Source organism: Pandoraea aquatica (genome assembly GCF_902459565.1).
Lineage (GTDB): Bacteria > Pseudomonadota > Gammaproteobacteria > Burkholderiales > Burkholderiaceae > Pandoraea > Pandoraea aquatica.
Window position 1 is genome coordinate 178,428 of record NZ_CABPSN010000005.1, and the last position, 17,238, is coordinate 195,665.

At 62.8% G+C, this 17,238-nt stretch carries 16 protein-coding genes; 7 read left to right on the forward strand and 9 right to left on the reverse strand.

From position 1 onward, the window contains the following. Positions 1-9: 9 nt before the first annotated feature. The gene (gene selD / locus PAQ31011_RS17830) at positions 10-1,119 is read right to left on the reverse strand and encodes a selenide, water dikinase SelD (RefSeq protein WP_246179640.1); all 1,110 of its coding nucleotides are present in this window, start codon (positions 1,117-1,119) and stop codon (positions 10-12) included. Positions 1,120-1,310: 191 nt separating this feature from the next. Here selD and PAQ31011_RS17835 point away from each other — a divergent pair, with 191 nt between their 5' ends. Continuing rightward, positions 1,311-2,456 carry a transglutaminase-like domain-containing protein gene (locus tag PAQ31011_RS17835; RefSeq protein ID WP_150577082.1) on the forward strand — a complete coding sequence of 382 codons (1,146 nt, stop codon included), beginning with the start codon at positions 1,311-1,313 and terminating at the stop codon, positions 2,454-2,456. Positions 2,457-2,526: 70 nt separating this feature from the next. Beyond that, entirely contained in the window at positions 2,527-3,126 is a 600-nt protein-coding gene (locus tag PAQ31011_RS17840) for a TlpA family protein disulfide reductase (protein ID WP_174990179.1), read from the forward strand. A gap of 15 nt (positions 3,127-3,141) precedes the next feature. Here the strand turns inward: PAQ31011_RS17840 and PAQ31011_RS17845 are convergent, their stop codons facing one another. Both PAQ31011_RS17845 and PAQ31011_RS17850 read right to left on the reverse strand, forming a co-directional pair. Further along, complete coding sequence (locus tag PAQ31011_RS17845; protein ID WP_150577083.1) at positions 3,142-4,065, reverse strand: LysR family transcriptional regulator; 924 nt, start codon at positions 4,063-4,065, stop codon at positions 3,142-3,144. A gap of 82 nt (positions 4,066-4,147) precedes the next feature. After that, the gene (locus PAQ31011_RS17850; RefSeq protein ID WP_150577084.1) at positions 4,148-4,864 is read right to left on the reverse strand and encodes a hypothetical protein; all 717 of its coding nucleotides are present in this window, start codon (positions 4,862-4,864) and stop codon (positions 4,148-4,150) included. 317 nt (positions 4,865-5,181) lie between these two features. Between PAQ31011_RS17850 and PAQ31011_RS17855 the strand changes: the two genes are divergently transcribed. Together PAQ31011_RS17855 and PAQ31011_RS17860 are read left to right on the forward strand one after the other, a co-directional pair. Further along, complete coding sequence (locus PAQ31011_RS17855) at positions 5,182-5,829, forward strand: chromate transporter (RefSeq protein ID WP_150577085.1); 648 nt, start codon at positions 5,182-5,184, stop codon at positions 5,827-5,829. Next, positions 5,826-6,356, forward strand: a complete 531-nt coding sequence (locus PAQ31011_RS17860; protein WP_150577086.1) for a chromate transporter — start codon at positions 5,826-5,828, stop codon at positions 6,354-6,356. The genes PAQ31011_RS17855 and PAQ31011_RS17860 overlap by 4 nt, the downstream gene beginning before the upstream one ends. A 14-nt stretch (positions 6,357-6,370) precedes the next feature. Here the strand turns inward: PAQ31011_RS17860 and PAQ31011_RS17865 are convergent, their stop codons facing one another. After that, complete coding sequence (locus PAQ31011_RS17865) at positions 6,371-7,762, reverse strand: hypothetical protein (protein WP_150577087.1); 1,392 nt, start codon at positions 7,760-7,762, stop codon at positions 6,371-6,373. Positions 7,763-7,940: 178 nt separating this feature from the next. Between PAQ31011_RS17865 and PAQ31011_RS17870 the strand changes: the two genes are divergently transcribed. The 3 genes from PAQ31011_RS17870 to PAQ31011_RS17880 all read left to right on the forward strand — a co-directional run bounded on the left by PAQ31011_RS17870 (position 7,941) and on the right by PAQ31011_RS17880 (position 11,511). Next, positions 7,941-8,567, forward strand: a complete 627-nt coding sequence (locus PAQ31011_RS17870; protein ID WP_150577088.1) for a LysE family translocator — start codon at positions 7,941-7,943, stop codon at positions 8,565-8,567. 58 nt (positions 8,568-8,625) lie between these two features. Further along, positions 8,626-9,459, forward strand: coding sequence for a DUF3047 domain-containing protein (locus PAQ31011_RS17875; RefSeq protein ID WP_150577089.1), 834 nt, complete (start codon positions 8,626-8,628; stop codon positions 9,457-9,459). Between the two features lie 267 nt (positions 9,460-9,726). Then, positions 9,727-11,511 carry a peptidoglycan D,D-transpeptidase FtsI family protein gene (locus tag PAQ31011_RS17880; RefSeq protein ID WP_150577090.1) on the forward strand — a complete coding sequence of 595 codons (1,785 nt, stop codon included), beginning with the start codon at positions 9,727-9,729 and terminating at the stop codon, positions 11,509-11,511. Positions 11,512-11,969: 458 nt separating this feature from the next. Here PAQ31011_RS17880 and PAQ31011_RS17885 read toward each other — a convergent pair whose 3' ends face one another. From PAQ31011_RS17885 to PAQ31011_RS17905, 5 genes are all read right to left on the reverse strand, one after another. Continuing rightward, the gene (locus tag PAQ31011_RS17885) at positions 11,970-12,335 is read right to left on the reverse strand and encodes a cytochrome o ubiquinol oxidase subunit IV (RefSeq protein WP_150577091.1); all 366 of its coding nucleotides are present in this window, start codon (positions 12,333-12,335) and stop codon (positions 11,970-11,972) included. After that, entirely contained in the window at positions 12,335-12,961 is a 627-nt protein-coding gene (locus PAQ31011_RS17890; protein WP_150577092.1) for a cytochrome o ubiquinol oxidase subunit III, read from the reverse strand. The genes PAQ31011_RS17885 and PAQ31011_RS17890 overlap by 1 nt, the downstream gene beginning before the upstream one ends. Positions 12,962-12,963: 2 nt before the next feature. Next, positions 12,964-14,943 (reverse strand): cytochrome o ubiquinol oxidase subunit I, encoded by a 1,980-nt coding sequence (cyoB, locus tag PAQ31011_RS17895; RefSeq protein WP_150577286.1) that lies wholly within the window; start codon positions 14,941-14,943, stop codon positions 12,964-12,966. 15 nt (positions 14,944-14,958) lie between these two features. Further along, positions 14,959-16,017: a ubiquinol oxidase subunit II gene (gene cyoA / locus PAQ31011_RS17900; protein WP_150577093.1), complete on the reverse strand. Its 1,059-nt coding sequence runs from the start codon at positions 16,015-16,017 to the stop codon at positions 14,959-14,961. A 510-nt stretch (positions 16,018-16,527) separates the two neighbouring features. Further along, positions 16,528-17,157: a LysE family translocator gene (locus PAQ31011_RS17905; RefSeq protein ID WP_150577094.1), complete on the reverse strand. Its 630-nt coding sequence runs from the start codon at positions 17,155-17,157 to the stop codon at positions 16,528-16,530. Positions 17,158-17,238: the final 81 nt, after the last annotated feature.

Sequence of the window (17,238 nt, forward strand, 5' to 3'; positions counted from 1 at the left end):
AGCGGTTCGTCAGATGACGCGCACGCCCGGTGTACCCGGACGCATTGCGCCCACGATGCCCGCTGCGTCGAAGCCATCCGCACGGAATACGGCGAGGACGTCGTCCACCGCGCCCGGGGCGCACGACACCAGCAGGCCGCCGGCCGTCTGCGGATCGCACAGCAGATCGCGGTCACGTTCCGTAATGCGATCCCCAAGCTCGACCGACTTGCCGTACGACGCCCAGTTGCGTCCGGACGCGCCGGTAATGCATCCCTTGTCGGCCAGTTCGCGCACGCCGTCGAACAGCGGCACGTCCGACATGCGCAGATAGGCGGCGAGATTCGCGCCGCGGCACATCTCCAGCGTGTGGCCGAGCAGACCGAAGCCGGTCACGTCGGTCAGCGCATGCACGCCGGGCAGCGCGGCCAGCGCCGGGCCTACGCGATTGAGGCGCGTCGTGGCGTCGATCATGCAGCGGTAGCCTTCGTCGTCCAGCTGATTCTTCTTGAGCGCCGCCGACATCACGCCGACGCCGAGCGGCTTGCCGAGCACGAGCACGTCGCCTGCCTGTGCGTCGGCATTGCGCTTGAGTCGCTTCGGATGCACCACACCCAGCGCCGCCAGCCCGTAGATCGGCTCGACGGAATCGATGCTGTGACCGCCTGCAATCGGAATGCCCGCCTCTGCGCAGATCGACTCGCCGCCACGCAGAATCTCGCGGATCGTGTCGTGCGGCAATACGTTGATCGGCATGCCGACGATAGCCAGCGCGAAAATCGGCTTGCCACCCATCGCGTAGATATCGGAGAGCGCGTTGGTCGCGGCGATGCGGCCGAAGTCGAACGGATTGTCGACGATGGGCATGAAGAAGTCCGTCGTCGCGATAATGGCCTGCTCGTCGTTGAGCTGGTAGACGGCCGCGTCATCCGACGTTTCGGTGCCCACGAGCAGTGCGGCCGGGGCGGGCAGCGGCGCGTCGTTGCGCGCCAGCAATTCGGAAAGCACGCCCGGCGCGATCTTGCAGCCGCAGCCGCCGCCATGCGATAGCGACGTCAGACGCGGCGCTTGCGCCGACGCTTGTGCGGACTTTTGTGCCACCTTTTCAGCACCCACCTGAGTTGCTTCGTTTGCAGTCATGGTCGTTGGTGTTCGTTTTCCTTAAGTCGACGTATTATGAAGCAGCTTTGCGCCGTCGCCATGTCTCGAAATGACTGTGGTCAGTATCCGACGGTGTCATGCTACCGGTTCACATCGTCCCTGCATGGGACACCACCGCTACTGCCCTAACCTCAATGCGCCGTGAGCGCTGATGCCAAAAGGGGACCACTATGCAACGCCGCCGCTTCCTGTCTCTGGGCGCTTACGCCCTGCCCGCCTCGCTCCTTTCCACGTCGCTGCTGCCCGGCTATGCCCACGCGGCCAAGTCGTCGGGCCAGACGCCCAGCGCTGCCGACGGCTGGCGCACGTTCGAGCTGACGACGCAGGTCGACCTGCCGGCCGGCAACGGTCCGGCGAACGTCTGGCTGCCGGTCGCGACGTCGCCGTCGGGGGCCTATCAGCACGCGCTCGCCACGCACTGGGATGCCCCGGGAGCCAAGGCCGAGCTGCGCATGGTGCGCGGGGCGTCGGGCATCGGCGTGCCGATGCTCGCCGTGGCATGGCCCGACAGCGCAGCCCAAGGCGCTCGCACCGTCACCCTGACGAACACCTTCGCGACGCGCGATCGCGTCGTCGATCTGTCGCAGCCGCCGTCGGCCAACGCGCCGCGCGAATCGGCGGCGGTGCTGCGTCAGTACCTCCAACCGACCGAACTTCAGCCGACCGACGGTCTGGTGCGCGAAACCGCTGAGAAGATTACCCGTGGCGAGAAGGGCGACGTGGAGAAGGCGCGCGCCATCTATCAATGGATCGTGGAGAACTGCCGTCGCGAAGGCTCGGTGCGCGGTTGCGGCACCGGCGACGTGCGCTACATGCTCACGACCGGCGACCTTGCGGGCAAGTGTGCCGACATCAACGCGCTCTTCACCGCGCTGGCACGCTCCGTCGGCATTCCCGCGCGCGACGCTTACGGTGTGCGCGTGGCGACGTCGCGTCACGGCTTCAACAGTCTGGGCAAGGCGGGCGACGTCACGCGCGCTCAGCATTGCCGTGCGGAGTTCTACGCGGCGGGTTACGGCTGGATCCCCGTCGATCCGGCGGACGTGCGCAAGGTCGTGCTCGAAGAAGTGCCGGGCGGTCTGCCGCTCGACGATCCGCGCGTGCGCGCGGCCCGTGCGATGCTCTTCGGTCAGTGGGAAATGAACTGGGTCGCGTTCAATCATGGCGCGGACATTCCGTTGCCGGGCGCACAGGGCAAACCGGCAAGCACACCGTTCCTCATGTACCCAAATGGCGAAGTCGCCCGTGCTCAGCTCGACAGCCTGAATCCGGACACCTTCCGCTATCGCATGAACGCTCGCGAGATCACCGCCTGATCCAGGCAACCGGCACCAACGACATCGGCCCCGGCGGGACCGTCACACGCCAATGAAGGAGCGCATCGCCATGCAACGTCGTCACTTTCTTCACACGCTGGGGGCGCTCGGCGCTGCGGGAGCATTAGGGGCCACCGGTCCCAATGCGCTCGCGGCTGGTCCGGCAAAGGGTGCGGCGGAGGTCGACGACAGCGCGCTCGCCGGCACGTCCGGCGGCACGCTGTCGGCATGGCGCGGTGCAACACCGGCGTTCTCGCTCGAAGGACTCGACGGCAAGACGTACGCGCTGTCGCAGTATCGCGGACGCGTCGTCATCGTCAACTTCTGGGCCACGTGGTGCGGGCCTTGCCGCGAAGAGATCCCGGCGATGGGGGCGGTGGTGCGTCAGTACCGTGGGCGCGGTCTTGCGTTGCTCGCCGTCAACTACAAGGAACCGGCGACGACGGTGAAGCCCTTCGTCGACAAGCTCCCCATCGACGGCACCGTGCTGCTCGACACCGACGGCGCGGTCTACAAACGCTTCGGCTCACTCGGCCTGCCCGCGACGTATCTCGTCGACCGTGCGGGTAACGCGCGCTTCTGGCGCATGGGCGAACTGGACTGGAACGACGTGGGGTTGCACGGTCACATCGAAGCGCTGGTCGCGCAAAAGGGTGGCACGTCGGCCTGAAGGTCTACGCCGCGGTCATGCCTTCGCGATGGTTCTCACCGCAGCGTTCACATGTTCCAGAAGACGCGCCGTCGGACCGGCGAGCACGCCTTCGCGGTAGGCACAGCACAGCGGTGCGCGCGGCGGCGGTGCGAGGGGCCGGTAGACAATGCCCTCGATCTGCATGCGCATGAGCGACGCGGGCACCACCGACACGCCGAGTCCGGCCGCGACGAGTGAGAGCGTCGTCAGCAGACGCGGCGCTTCCTGCTCGATGGCGGGGCTGAAACCCGCGCCGTGGCAGGCGGCGATGATGGCGTCGTACAGCCCCTGCCCTGCGCGTCGTCGGTAGAGAATCAGCTTTTCTGATGCGATGGCCGTCATCGGTACGGCGGCTTTCCCGGCTTTCCCCTTGAGCGCCAGCGGATGCGCAGACGGCACGGCCAGCACCATCGCTTCTTCCAGCACCTGCACGACGGTGATCTCGCCGGTGTTGCCCTGCGGCTGACGGATGAAGGCGACGTCGATATGCCCGTCGCGCAACCCGTCGAGCAAATCTCCCGTACTCGACTCGTCGAGCGCCAACGACACCGATGGTGCATCGCTGCGGAACGCACGAATGACCGTCGGCACGAACGGATGCAGCGCCGCCGAGCTGGTGAAACCGACCGACAGACGTCCCTTGATGCCAGCCGCCACGCGTCGCACGTCGTCCACGGCCTGATCGAGCTTGCGCACGACTTCGTAGGCGTCGGCGAGGAAGGCCTGACCGGCGTCGGTCAGCGCCATGCCTCGCGGCAAGCGCTCGAAGAGCGTCACGCCTAATTGCGTCTCCAACACGCGGATCTGTTGCGAGAGCGGTGGCTGTCCGATACCCAGCCGTTCGGCCGCTCGCGTCATGTGCCCGGCTTCCGCCACCGCAATGAAATAGCGCAGCAAGCGCACGTCCACATTTGCCATATCGTTTCGATATCGATGTTCCACCAAAGATATCGAACGATATATCTCCGTCCGGCCACCCGCAAGGCCGGACGGCGGTGAATCACTCAATCGTGCCGAGTTCGTCCTCGGTGTAGTTGTGAAATTCGCCGTCCCACGTGCTGAGATCGATGAAACGCATGCCACCGGGAACAGTGCCCAGTCCCGGGTGATCCGTAAAGTGCGCCGCGCCACTTGTGTAGAACTTCATCGGCTTGCCAGGCGACGTGATACCGATGCCCTGTTGAAGCGGGATATATTGCCGCCCTCTGACAGCGTTGATCAGCAGTTCGAGAGTGTTGTCGGCCATGGGCATGAATGCCCAATCCGGGAGTTGCTTCTCTTCGTCCTCGCGGAGGAATCGACCCAGTCCATCAAGGCGGAAATAGGCGTCGAGACGAATTTCGTAATAGATAAGGCACAACAAGTTCATGAGATTGATGTAATCGTCCGGACTTGAACGCAGTTCGTCCAGGTCCGGACCAAATGGAATCTCGATATGGAATCGCTCATACGACACGACGATCCCATAGTTGTCTCCCGCCGTGTAATCGGGGTTGCTTTCGATCACGTCACTGATGACTGCAAGCATCTGTGTCGGTCTCGCGAAGTCCATCGCGCCCACGACCTGAGCGGCCCAGTTTCCCGCGTTCAGTGGTTGAATTTGGGTGACGTCGAATTCACAGAACAGCCGGTCGTCGTGAATCAACTCCGTGTTGCCGGGCGTAATCTCGATCGGCTGAATTCGCGGAAAACGTCGCTGCAAGGACTTTAGGTTCATGATGCGCTCCTGAGAAAGGTGGCTGGTCGCCAGCGCATGCCTGTGTGACACGCTTGTCCCACTCTATCGGGCGATCTATCGCTTGCCACCTGTCAACGTTGTCAGGGCAAGCGTCGTCAGACGCGCCGTTGTCATTGACCATCTTTTACCCAAAACCATATTCATTCGATATGAATACATCGACATTCATATATTGGACAATATGGCGCAATCCCCCTACTCTGAGGGTGTCCCGCGCGGCACCTATGCATCACTCCCTCGATGACACTCCCTGCCGGGCGGCCCCACCGTAGTTCAGTTTTCAGAGTTTGACCGCCATGAACACTCAGGCCCCCTTCACCTCCCCCAACCCGGGTGCTCCCGGGAAGCCCGACACCCGCCTTGCGCCAGACACCTCTGCCGCCCCGACCGCCGGGCACGACACAGCAGCAGCGGACATCCCGAGCATTCGCGCCCTTTTCTTCGGCTTTCTCGGCCTCGGCATGACCGCCTTCGGCGGGGCATTGCCGTTGGCGCGACGCATGATCGTCGACAAGCATCGCTGGCTGAGCGGTGCCGAGTTCACCGATCTGCTCGGTCTGTGTCAGTTTCTGCCGGGCGGCAACATCATCAACTTGTCGGTTGCGCTCGGCATGCGCTTTCACGGCTGGCGCGGCGCGCTTGCGTCGATCTTCGGTCTGATTGCAGCGCCGTCGGCGGTCGTGATCATGCTGGGCACGATCTACCAGCACTTTCAGAGCGATGCGCATGTGAAGCATCTGTTTGCGGGGTTGGCAGCGGCTGCGGCCGGTCTGTTGATTCAGATGGCGTGGAAGGTAGCGTGGCCGCTGCGCAAGTCCGTCGCGCTCGGCGGCGTGGCGGTGGCGTGCTTCATTGCGATTTTCGTGCTGCGCGTGCCGCTGGTGCTCACCATGCTCGTCATGACACCGATCTCGATTTACGCCACGTGGAGGGTTTCGCAATGACCAGCACCCTCATCTCGCTTGCACTCATCTTCACGCAGTTGTCGGTACTCGCCTTCGGTGGCGGCAACACGATCCTGCCCGAGATGGAACGGCAGGTGGTCGACCTGCATCATTGGATGACGTCCGAACAATTCAGCGCGCTGTTCGCGCTGGGACAGGCTGCGCCGGGGCCGAACCTTATGATCGTGACGCTCGTCGGCTGGCATGTCGCTGGCTGGCAGGGCATGCTCGTCACCACGCTGGCCAAGTTCGGGCCGTCGTCGCTCATCACCATCGGTGTGCTGCATCTGTGGCAGCGTTTTCGTGATCGTCCGTGGCGACGCATCGTGCAGGCGGGTCTGATGCCGATGACGGCGGGGCTCGTGGCCGCGAGCGCGGCACTGATCGCCGAAGCGTCGGCCACGTCGTGGCTGCTCGCGGGCATCACCGCGAGCGTGGCGGTGCTGGCGATCAGAACGCGCGTGCACCCGCTGTGGTGGCTCGCGGCGGGCAGCGTCGCCGGACTGCTGGGCGGCGCATACCTCTGAGTATGCGGCCCGCGTCACACGCGGCGTGCCCCGCGTGCGGCGTCGCAAACCTGCGCGAACGACATGTGCCAATGATCGCGTCCGAGCGCATCGATCCCGTCCGTCAGACGTACCCATTCGTCACTGCCGATCTTGAGCGTCGGCGGGGTGTCGCCTCTCACCAGTGCCGCAAGACGGGCCGGGCACGGCAGATTCGCGTCGGGATTGCCCGCGACGATCATCACGCGGGCGATCCATTGGGCCACGTCCACGGGAATCGTCGGCCGTAGCGTTTCTCCCGGTTGGGGTACCGGCTCGTCGCTCCAGCGCCACGCAAAGCGAGCGCTGATGCCCGAGCGTATGGCGATGCCCATCGCGAGCAGCACCTTGTCGCACGACATCCCGTGCTGCGCGGCGACCATCAGTGCGCGCTGCGCGAGCGCACGCCAATCACCTATCCCCCCGCAGTCGTCGCGCACGCTGGCGGCAAACAGTGCGCCGAGTTTGGTGCGCACACGACGCAGTGCAGCCGGGTGCGTCAGCAAGCGGCGTTCGTTGCGTGTTTGCGACGAGAGATCGCTGGTCGTCTCATCGGGGTCGAACACCTGCACATCGATGGGATGGACCGTAAAGGTCGCGGAGCCCGGCTCATCCTCACGCCAGTCCGGTGCCAACTGGGCCTTGAGCAGGGCAAACGCGTTGTCGTCGCGAATCAGGGAGGGGCGTTCGTCGCTGATGTGCAAGGCGTCGCGCACCGTTCTGGGCAATTTGAACCCAAGGCCGTGGGCCATCAGTTGGCACAGCCCGGCGACCCGATCGCTCCTTGCGAAATCGGGCTGGGGGGCATCGGCGATATGAAGCAGTAGCGCTTCGGCAATGCGCATTTCGGCCAACGCACGCCGAGGCATGTCTGTGCCTGCGTTCTGCGCCGAGGCGGCGAGGGCCGTGGCGTCGAAGACTGCCAGACACTGACGCATCGCCGTCACATCCGCCACCGTGCGACGACGCAGTTGCGTGTCCGTTTGCAGCGCCCATTGACGCTGCGTCGCGTCGCCCCCGTCGATAGCGCGCTCCAGTGCTTTGAGTTCGGGCCAGAGGTAAGTGCATGTCGCGCCGACGGTGATCGCGCTCAGCGCGCAGGCAAAGCCGATATCGGCGACACCGGAGTGAGTCGGTGCGTGCTGTTGAAACCGATGACCCGCTTGCTGCAAGGTGTCGGACAGCAACTGGTGCAATCCGCTCTCGCGCAGGCACGCTGCCGCGCCCGAGAAATCGCCGCGGAAGCCGTCGAAGACGCAATGCATCGCGTTCAGAGCGATCTGAAAGATTGAGCTTGTGGGGGAAGGAGACGAGACCGTCGAGAGAAATGACGACGAAGAAGACGAAGCGGAAGAGGCCGTATCGAATGCGGATGAGATGAGTGACATAGCGCTGGCTCCTGAATGCCGTAATCCGGCGAGATCGAAAGACCGGGCATGGTCTGTCACCGACGCATTCCGCGCTTCAGGATTCGCTCTGCGCCCTTTTGGGCACCCTCCTTCGGAATCTGGGATGATGTCGCCATTGCAGTGCCTGCACCGCCCTCGATCCCACCGGAGGCTTTCCATGCCGACCCTTGCCACGCTTGCCACATTCGTTGTCGTTGTCCTCGGGCTTTTTCTGATTCCCGGCCCGGCCGTCTTGCTGACCATCACCCGCACCGTGCAAGGCGGACGCCGCGCCGGCGTCATGACCGGCATGGGTATCGCGCTCGGCGATCTGGTGCACACACTGTGCGCTGCGGTCGGACTCTCCGCGGTGTTGATGACCTCGGCGCTGGCGTTCGACGTCGTCAAGTATGTGGGTGCGGCCTATCTGATCTACCTGGGCGTCAAGGCGCTGCGCGAGCGCCCGTCCGACCCGCAGTTGCCGGTTGCGCCGAAAGTCTCGCCGGGACGCGCGTTCGGGCAGGCCGTGGCAACCGAGGTACTCAATCCGAAGACCGCCCTGTTCTTCCTCGCCTTCATGCCGCAGTTGGTGCACGCGAGCGAGGGCAACGCCTTCGGGCAGTTCCTCGTGCTGGGGCTGGTGTTCGTTGCGATGAGCGCGCTTTATACGGCGGCGATTGCGATGTCGGTGCGTCCGCTGGGCAAGTTCGTGGGACGTTTCACCTGGCTGCTGCGCTGGCAGGGCAAGATCATCGGCACCATCTTCATCGGCCTGGGCGTGCGCGTCGCCATGCAGCAGCGCTGAGTTCAGCCCACAGAGTTCGTCCCGCTGAGTTCGTCCTTCAACGTTGGAGTCGTTCACCATGCAACGCATTGTCTCGACGCTTCGTTCGCCGTACGTCTCTCGCTCCACCCAAGCCGCCCACCAGCCGCCCCGTCGCGTGACGGGCGTGGCACTGGCTGCCGCCATCGCGTGGCTCGCTGCGCTGGGGTATGTGCCTGACGCCGTCTCGGCCGACGCCACCTCCGGTGGTGGCGTAGCGGCCGTCCCCTTCTCGAAAGCCAGCCCGGGCAGCGCGTTGCCATCGGGATGGCAGAACCTGCCCGTCGTGAGCGGCAAGAAGCTCACCGTCTACACGGTGGTAGCGGACGGCAAGCGCAACGTCATCGAGGCCAACTCTGCCGATTCGGCGTCGGCGCTCATGGCCAAGGGTGACGGTATCGATCTGAACGCGACGCCCGTCGTCGCATGGCGATGGAAAGTCGACAAGGCCATTCCGGGCGCGGACAACCGGGTGAGCGACAAAGAGGATGCACCGGCGCGGCTCGTGTTCTTCTTCGACGGCGACAAATCGACCCTGTCGTTCGGCGACCGCGCGACGATGACGCTGGCCAAGGCGGGCGGCGAAGACTTGCCGTACGCCACGCTCATGTACATCTGGTCCAACGATGCGCCCGTGGGCGGTGTCATCCAGAACCCGCATACCGACCGGGTCCAGATGCTCGTCGTGGCGGGCGGCGACGCGTCGCTCGGCAAGTGGCAGACCTTCTCACGCAACGTCGCCGCCGATTACGAGCGCATCTATAAAGAGAAGCCGGGCAAGTTGCTCGGTTATGGCATTTTTACCGACAGCGACAACACGCACGCGACGGCGCACGCGTGGTACGGCGACGTGCGATTCGACGCGGGGAAATAGGAAGAATCGGGTTGAGGATCGACGCCCCCGTCCGAGTGGAAATCTGGGTAAAAATCCGCCTTTGGTTTCACCTGCCGACACCCATGCAAAATGTCGTGTCGAAAGCCTCCAAAATAACCCTGAAAGCCCCGTCTGACGGGGCTTTTGCGCTATTGCAACAGTCGCTTGCGTGCTACGCTATCTCGCCTAGAATTTGAGCCATAGTTGGTTGACGGGCTCATTGCTGCTAATTGCTGTAACCCGCCTCTCATTCGCCCCGCGAGCGCCATGCAAAAGAATCGCCAGCCCAAGGACGTCACGTTCGCCGCCAGTCCTGTTTTGCAATCGCGCATGTCGTTGTGGCGCTCCAAATTCGTCGTCATCGTCATCACCATCGCCTTCATCGGACTCGTCGTCCGGGCGTTCTGGATTGCCGGACCCGGCAACAGCTTCTACATTGCGCAGGGCGAAAAGCGTTACGAGCACGCCATCGTCATGCCGGGGGTGCGGGGCAAGATCGAAGATCGCGACGGCCGCGTGCTCGCGACCAGTCTGCCGATGCGCACCATCTGGGCCGTGCCTGCCGAAGTGCCGGACGACCTATCCGACAGCGACATCCAGAAGGCCAGCAAGCTGCTCGACATCCCCGCGAAAGAACTGCGCACCAAGCTCATTGGCGAGAAAAAGTTCGTCTACGTGAAGCGTCAGGTGTCACCGGAGATCGGCAAGCAGGTCGAAGCGTTGGGCATCCCCGGCGTCTACGAGAGCAGCGAATACAAGCGTTTCTATCCCGAAGGAGAAGTGGCCGCGCACGTGGTCGGCTTCACCAATGTCGAGGACAAGGGACAGGAAGGCATGGAGTTGGGCGAGGAGCCGCTGCTCGAAGGTGCGGCGGGCGTACGGCGCGTGATCAAGGACCGGATCGGCCGCACGATTCAGGATCTCGACGACTCCAGTCCGCCGCGCGACGGCAAGGACATTCGTCTGACGCTCGACACCCGCGTGCAGTACATCGCCTATGAGGCGTTGAAGAATGCGCTGGATCGCACGGGCGCGAAGGCTGCGATGGCGGTCGTCATCGATGCGAAGACCGGACAGGTGTTGGCACTGGCCAACTTGCCCACATACAACCCGAACGACCGTGAGCATCTGACGGGGGAACAGTTGCGCAACCGTGTGTTCACTGACGTCTTCGAGCCGGGATCGATTCTCAAGCCGTTCACGATGGCGCTGGCGCTGGACCTGCATCGTCTGACCCCGACGACACTCATCGACACCGGCCCGGGCCGATATGTATTCGAGGGTGCGACGATCAGTGACGACAGTGCGAACGGCACGTTGACGGCGGCGGGTGTGATTCAGAAGTCGAGCAACATTGGCATGACGAAAGTGTCGACGATGTTGCGGGCGGAAGAGATGTGGGACATGTTCACCGAGATCGGTTTGGGGCAGCAGCCGAAGCTGGGCTTCCCGGGTGCGGTATCGGGACGTTTGCGTCCGTATAAGTCATGGCGACGGATCGAGCAGGCGACGATGGCGTACGGCTATGGGATTTCGGCGTCGCTGTTCCAGTTGGCGCGCGCGTACACAATCTTTGCGAACGATGGCGTGATGGTCCCTATCTCCATCATCAAGCCGGATACGCCGGTGCAGCCGGAGGGCGTGCGTGTCATCGATACGCATACGGCGTCCGAGATGCGCAAGATGTTGGCGGCCGTGGTGGACACGGGCGGCACGGCGACGACGGCGCAGGTGGCGGGATACAGCATTGGTGGGAAGACGGGGACCGCGTACAAGGCGGGGGCGCACGGTTACGACCATTCGAAATATCGTGCGTCGTTCGTCGGGATTGCGCCGTTGTCGGCGCCGAGATTGGTGATAGCGGTGTCGGTGGATGAGCCGAAGGCGTCGCAGCACTTTGGTGGGCAGGCGGCGGGTCCGGCGTTTGCGGAGATTGCGTCGCAGGCGCTGCCCCTGCTGGGGATCCGACCGGATCTGCCGGTCCGCCCGGGGGTAATACTGGCGGCACCGACGTCGGATACGCCGCCGGATGACAAGCCACCGCATGGTTGATAAGTGGCGGCGGCGGTGAGGATGCACCTGCCCCGCCTCTCCCTCCCGAGGTGGATCGGTGTGGGGGCCGCCCGCGGCGCTCCACTACCTTTTTAGTCGCACCGCGGGCGGCCCCCACACCGATTCGCGGGCGTTGGCGATGCGACGACACCCAATGATGTTCAGGCGGTGGTTGGACAGGATGTATGAGCGGTGATTGTCGGTGCCCTGACGGAGCGACTTTCAGGTGGAGCGGAGTCAGGGTACCGGCAAGCGCCGCGGGTCCGGAGGGGGGCAAGGGCTGGAGGGAAGGAACGGCGGGCGGTGTCGACGAACAGATAGCGCATGAGCAAAAAGGGCGATTCGATTATTCGAATTGCCCTTTTTGCGTACTACGGAAGCCAAAAATAGAAAAAGGCGGCCCGGTCACCCGAAGCCGCCTTTAGCACTTGCCGAAGACTACCGGCAAGCTCCGGGACTTACATCCCCGGCATCATCAGCGAGTTGGCGTTGTGCATGATCCACAGCGAGCCGACGAGCACGATGGCGACGATCAGCACGGTGAACAGGAACGCCATCACATTCCAGCGTTGTTCCGACGAGCGGTCCATGTGCAGGAAGTAGATCAGGTGGACGATGATCTGGATCAGGGCTGCGCCAAGAATCAGCGGCAGCACCGTCGAGGGGGGCATCGTGCCGTCCATCACCAGCTTGAACGGAATGACCGTCAGGATCACGGCGAGCACGAAGCCGATCAGGTACGACTTCACGCTACCGTGGCTACCACCGGCTGCGTTGTGGCCAGCTTCGTGGCCGTGCGATTGCACCGATTTGCTATTGCTCATTACATCGCTCCCATCAGGTACACGACCGTGAACACGCCGATCCAGACCACGTCCAAGAAGTGCCAGAACAGCGAGAGGCACTGCAGACGCGTCGTGTTGGTCGACGTCAGGCCCTTCTTGGCGATCTGGAACATCAGCACGGCCATCCACAGCAGGCCCGAGGCCACGTGCAGACCGTGCGTCGCCACCAGTGCGAAGAACGACGACAGGAAGCCGCTACGGTTCGGACCTGCGCCTTCGAGGATCAGGTGATGGAATTCGTAGAGTTCCATCGCGATAAAGCCCGCGCCCAGCAGCCACGTGATGGCCAGCCAGCCCATCGTGGCGCCCTTCTTACCGTTGTGCAGGCCGATCATGGCGAAGCCATACGTGATCGACGAGAACAGCAGGATGAACGTTTCGACCAGCACGAACTTCAGGTCGAACAGTTCCTTGCCCGTGGGGCCGCCCGCCGTCGAGTCACGCAGCACCGCGAAGGTGGCGAACAGGCTGGCGAACAGCACCAAGTCGGTCATCAGGTACACCCAGAAACCGAAGATCGTGTTGCCGCCGGTGTCGTGGTGCGCGTGGTCGTGCGCATGCGCATCGGCATGCGCGCCCGTGTGTTTGAGAACTTCGCTCGTCATGATTAAGCCTTTGCTGCTGCGGCCAGTGCCTGATGGTGAGCCGATTCAATGGCCACCACTTCCGGCGACTGCACGTAGTAGTCGATCGAATCGTTGTTGCTGCGGCAGATGAACGTCACGATCATGCCCACGAAGCCAACGATAGCCAGCCACCAGATGTGCCAGATGGCGGCGAAACCGAACACCAGCGAGAACGCGCTGATGATGAAGCCGGCGCCGGTGTTCTTCGGCATGTGAATCGGGGCGTAGCTCGTCTTCAGATCGCTCTTGATGCCGTGTTCCTTGCGATAAGCCAGCTCGTCGATGTCATGCACGCGCGGCTCTTCGGCAAAGTTATAGAACTGCGGCGGCGACGACGTCATCCACTCCAGCGTACGGCCGTTCCAGGGATCGCCCGTGGTGTCGGCCAGCGCCTTGCGGTTCTTGATCGACACGACCAGTTGCAGCACCTGGAAGCCAATACCGGCGGCGATGAACAGTGCACCGATCAGCGCGGCGATCAGCCACGGCTGCCATGCCGGATTGTCGTAGTGGTTCAGACGACGGGTCATGCCCATCAGGCCGAGCACGTACAGCGGCATGAACGCGAGGTAGAAGCCGATCAGCCAGCACCAGAAGCTTGCCTTGCCCAGGCGCTCGTCGAGCTTGAAGCCGAAAGCCTTCGGGAACCAGTAGTTCATACCGGCGATGTAACCGAACAGCACGCCACCGATGATCACGTTGTGGAAGTGAGCAATCAGGAACAGCGAGTTGTGCAGCACGAAGTCCGCGCCCGGCACAGCCAGCAGCACGCCCGTCATACCACCGATCACGAACGTCACGATGAAGCCCAGCGTCCACAGCACCGGCACGGTCATTTGCACGCGACCGCGGTACATCGTGAACAGCCAGTTGAAGATCTTCACGCCCGTCGGGATCGAGATGATCATCGTCGCGATACCGAAGAACGCGTTCACGCTTGCGCCCGAACCCATCGTGAAGAAGTGGTGCGCCCACACGAGGAACGACAGCACCATGATCGCGGCCGTGGCGTACACCATCGACTTGTAGCCGAACAGCTTCTTGCCCGAGAACGTCGAGATGATTTCCGAGAAGATACCGAACGCCGGCAAGATCAGGATGTACACCTCAGGGTGACCCCAGATCCAGATCAGGTTGATATACATCATCGGATTGCCGCCCAACTCATTCGTGAAGAAATGGAAGTCGAGATAGCGATCCAGCGAGAGCAGGCCCAGCGTCACGGTCAGGACCGGGAACGCAGCGCACACCAGCACCATCGTGCACAGGGACGTCCACGTGAAGATCGGCATCTTCATCAGGTTCATGCCCGGTGCGCGCATCTTCAGAATCGTGACGACGAAGTTCACACCCGTGAGCAACGTCCCCAGACCTGAAATCTGCAAGGCCCAGATGTAGTAATCCACCCCCACGCCAGGGCTGTACTGAATGCCCGAGAGCGGCGGGTAAGCCAGCCAGCCCGTACGTGCGAATTCACCCACGCCCAGCGACAGGTTCACCAGCACAGCGCCAGCGGCGAACAGCCAGAACGACAGCGTGTTCAGGAACGGGAACGCCACGTCGCGTGCGCCGATTTGCAGCGGCACCACGAGGTTCACGAGACCCGTCATGAAAGGCATCGCCACGAAGAAGATCATGATCACGCCGTGGGCGGTGAAGATCTGGTCGTAGTGATCCGGCGGCAGAATGCCCGGCGAGTTGTGCGCAAGCGCCAACTGCGTACGCATCATCATGGCGTCGGCGAAGCCGCGCAGCAGCATGACGAGCGCGACGAGCACGTACATCACGCCGATCTTCTTGTGATCGACCGACGTAACCCACTCGTTCCACAGATACTTCCACTTACCGAAGTAGGTGAGCAGGGCAAAAATGCCCAGCCCGCCCAGCACCATCATGCCGACCGCGCCGACGATGATCGGCTCGTGGTACGGGATGGCTTCGAGAGTCAGTTTGCCAAACAGTGCTGACATTGTTGATTACTCCTTATGCGCGTGCGCAGCCGGACCGGCAGCGTGCATCGCGTGCGCGCCGGCGTCCATGGCCATGGTCATCGACTGGCCTTGCACGTTGGCAGCAGCGGCCGGAGCCGTTGCGGCGTCGGTGCCCGCGCCCTTCATTTCCATCTTCATGTCCATGCCCTTCATTTCCATGGCACCGTGGTTTTCATGGCCTTCATGCTGCTGCGCCATGCCCGATGCCATCGGGGCGTGCACGATCGATTCGAACATCTTTGCGTCGACCGAGCTGTAGTACGTGACCGGCGTGTTCTCGCTCATCGGCACCAGCGAGGCGTAGGCATCGCGGTCGAGCACCTTCTTCGACTCGCGCACCTTCGTGACCCACTGCTGGAAATCGCCATCGGTCATCGCCAGCGTCTTGAAACGCATGCCCGAGAAGCCGCCGCCGCTGTAGTTCGCCGAAATCCCGTCGTACGTGCCGACGTGGTTGGCGATCAGGTGCAGCTTCGTTTCCATCCCGGCCATCGAGTAGACCTGGCTACCCAATTGCGGAATGAAGAACGAGTTCATGATCGATTCCGAGGTGATCTTGAAATTCACCGGGACATCGACAGGAACGGCCAGTTCGTTGATCGACGCAATGCCCTGTTCCGGGTAGATGAACAACCACTTGTAGTTCAACGCCACCACTTCGACCGTAATCGGCTTCACGTCGCTTTCCAGCGGCTTGTACGGATCGAGTTCGTGGGTGGAGACCCAGGTGATGCGCGCGAGGATCGCAATGATGATGATCGGCACGAGCCAGACCACGACCTCAATGGCCGTCGAGTGCGACCAATTCGGCTCATAGCGCGCCGACTTGTTGGTTGCGCGGTACTTCCACGCGAACCACAGCGTCATCAGAATGACCGGAATGACCACGATCAGCATCAGCCAGGTGGCCGTGAGGATCAGGTTCTTGTTCTCAATTCCGATCTGCCCCTTAGGGTCGAGCAGCGTCATGTCGCAGCCTGCCAAAAGCAGCGGCGAGCACAAGGCGAGCAGCCTAAACAATCGCGGGTTTCTGTGTTTCTTCATGTCACACGACAGGGTTGAGTTGGCCAGCGAACGGCGCAACACGGGCTTACCGGCCTGATGCAGGGTCGCAGGAGGTTGGCAAGGGTTAGGTGGGACGGGAGCAGTCGTCTCGCCGGTATTGCACCGGTCGAACTACGACGACTGTGTCATCGAAAAGACGTGAACCGGGGCGGATTGCCGCCCGCAGACCTCAAGTCACTGTCCGACTTCTTGTCTTTTACTTCCATCACGGTGCGGCATTATGCCGAAGTTTAATTAGGCCGGACATCGCACACCCGCCTGCGCGACAATGTGTCGCGCGGCCTTCACGCGTACGCGCGCGACGATTTCCGAGCAGATCGACACCTTTTTGGCGGTAAACGCTGTGCAATGCAGCAATGCGGGAAGGTTCTGGGAATTCAATGGGTGCGACGTTGTGTCGCACCCCAATTTGCCGTGTCGCAGCGAAATGCACCTGATTGGTGCGATCACTGGAAGGTGATGTAGGTGAGATGTATTGTGCCCGGCTTTTCAGTCGAGCGACAGCCGTACGGCAAAGGCCATGAGCGCAGCACCAAACGACCAGCGTTGTACTTTTTGTGCAAGCGGCCGGGTGCGCAGCCAGTTCGCGATGCGCGCCGCACCGAACGTGAGCGCCACGTCGAACATCGCCCCGACGATCAGCAACAGCACGCCGAGCTCAAGCACTTGCGTCCACACCGGGCCCGCTTCGGGTCGGACGAACTGCGGCAGGAGCACCGAACAGAACAGCAGCGCCTTCGGGTTGAGCACGCTCGACAACACGCCTCGGCGAAACGCGTGGGAAAGCGGTGGTGCAGCATCGTCTGCGGCGGCCACGGCCTGCACCCCGAACGCCGGTGAGCGCCAGATCTGAATCGCCACCCATGCCAGGTAGATCGCGCCAACAATGCGCACCGTCTCGAACAGCCAGGGCGCTGCGCGCAACAGCGCCGCCACGCCGCAGGCCGAGAGCGTCACGTGCGCCGCACGCGCCAGCGCCAGACCGGCAGCCGTGGCAAGCCCGTGTCGCGTGCCTCGCGTCATGCTCGTTTGCATCACCACCGCCATATCGGGGCCGGGCAGCGCGTAGACGACAACCAGCGCGCCAATGAATACGGTGAGCAACTGCAGCGAGACCATGCTTTTCCCCAATGAATGAAAGCGGACGAAAATGAGCTTCATGATCTCGCCATTCGATGAGCGATAGATGGCGTTTTCCAC

Coding starts and splice junctions, on each gene's coding strand:
- PAQ31011_RS17890 (WP_150577092.1), bottom strand. CDS start 12,961: ATGACGAGCGAAGTTCTCAAACACACGGGCGCGCATGCCGATGCGCAT.
- PAQ31011_RS17885 (WP_150577091.1), bottom strand. CDS start 12,335: ATGAGCAATAGCAAATCGGTGCAATCGCACGGCCACGAAGCTGGCCAC.
- PAQ31011_RS17865 (WP_150577087.1), bottom strand. CDS start 7,762: ATGTCACTCATCTCATCCGCATTCGATACGGCCTCTTCCGCTTCGTCT.
- PAQ31011_RS17835 (WP_150577082.1), top strand. CDS start 1,311: ATGCAACGCCGCCGCTTCCTGTCTCTGGGCGCTTACGCCCTGCCCGCC.
- PAQ31011_RS17855 (WP_150577085.1), top strand. CDS start 5,182: ATGAACACTCAGGCCCCCTTCACCTCCCCCAACCCGGGTGCTCCCGGG.
- PAQ31011_RS17845 (WP_150577083.1), bottom strand. CDS start 4,065: ATGGCAAATGTGGACGTGCGCTTGCTGCGCTATTTCATTGCGGTGGCG.
- PAQ31011_RS17840 (WP_174990179.1), top strand. CDS start 2,527: ATGCAACGTCGTCACTTTCTTCACACGCTGGGGGCGCTCGGCGCTGCG.
- PAQ31011_RS17850 (WP_150577084.1), bottom strand. CDS start 4,864: ATGAACCTAAAGTCCTTGCAGCGACGTTTTCCGCGAATTCAGCCGATC.
- PAQ31011_RS17875 (WP_150577089.1), top strand. CDS start 8,626: ATGCAACGCATTGTCTCGACGCTTCGTTCGCCGTACGTCTCTCGCTCC.
- PAQ31011_RS17905 (WP_150577094.1), bottom strand. CDS start 17,157: ATGGTCTCGCTGCAGTTGCTCACCGTATTCATTGGCGCGCTGGTTGTC.
- cyoA (WP_150577093.1), bottom strand. CDS start 16,017: ATGAAGAAACACAGAAACCCGCGATTGTTTAGGCTGCTCGCCTTGTGC.
- PAQ31011_RS17870 (WP_150577088.1), top strand. CDS start 7,941: ATGCCGACCCTTGCCACGCTTGCCACATTCGTTGTCGTTGTCCTCGGG.
- PAQ31011_RS17880 (WP_150577090.1), top strand. CDS start 9,727: ATGCAAAAGAATCGCCAGCCCAAGGACGTCACGTTCGCCGCCAGTCCT.
- selD (WP_246179640.1), bottom strand. CDS start 1,119: ATGACTGCAAACGAAGCAACTCAGGTGGGTGCTGAAAAGGTGGCACAA.
- PAQ31011_RS17860 (WP_150577086.1), top strand. CDS start 5,826: ATGACCAGCACCCTCATCTCGCTTGCACTCATCTTCACGCAGTTGTCG.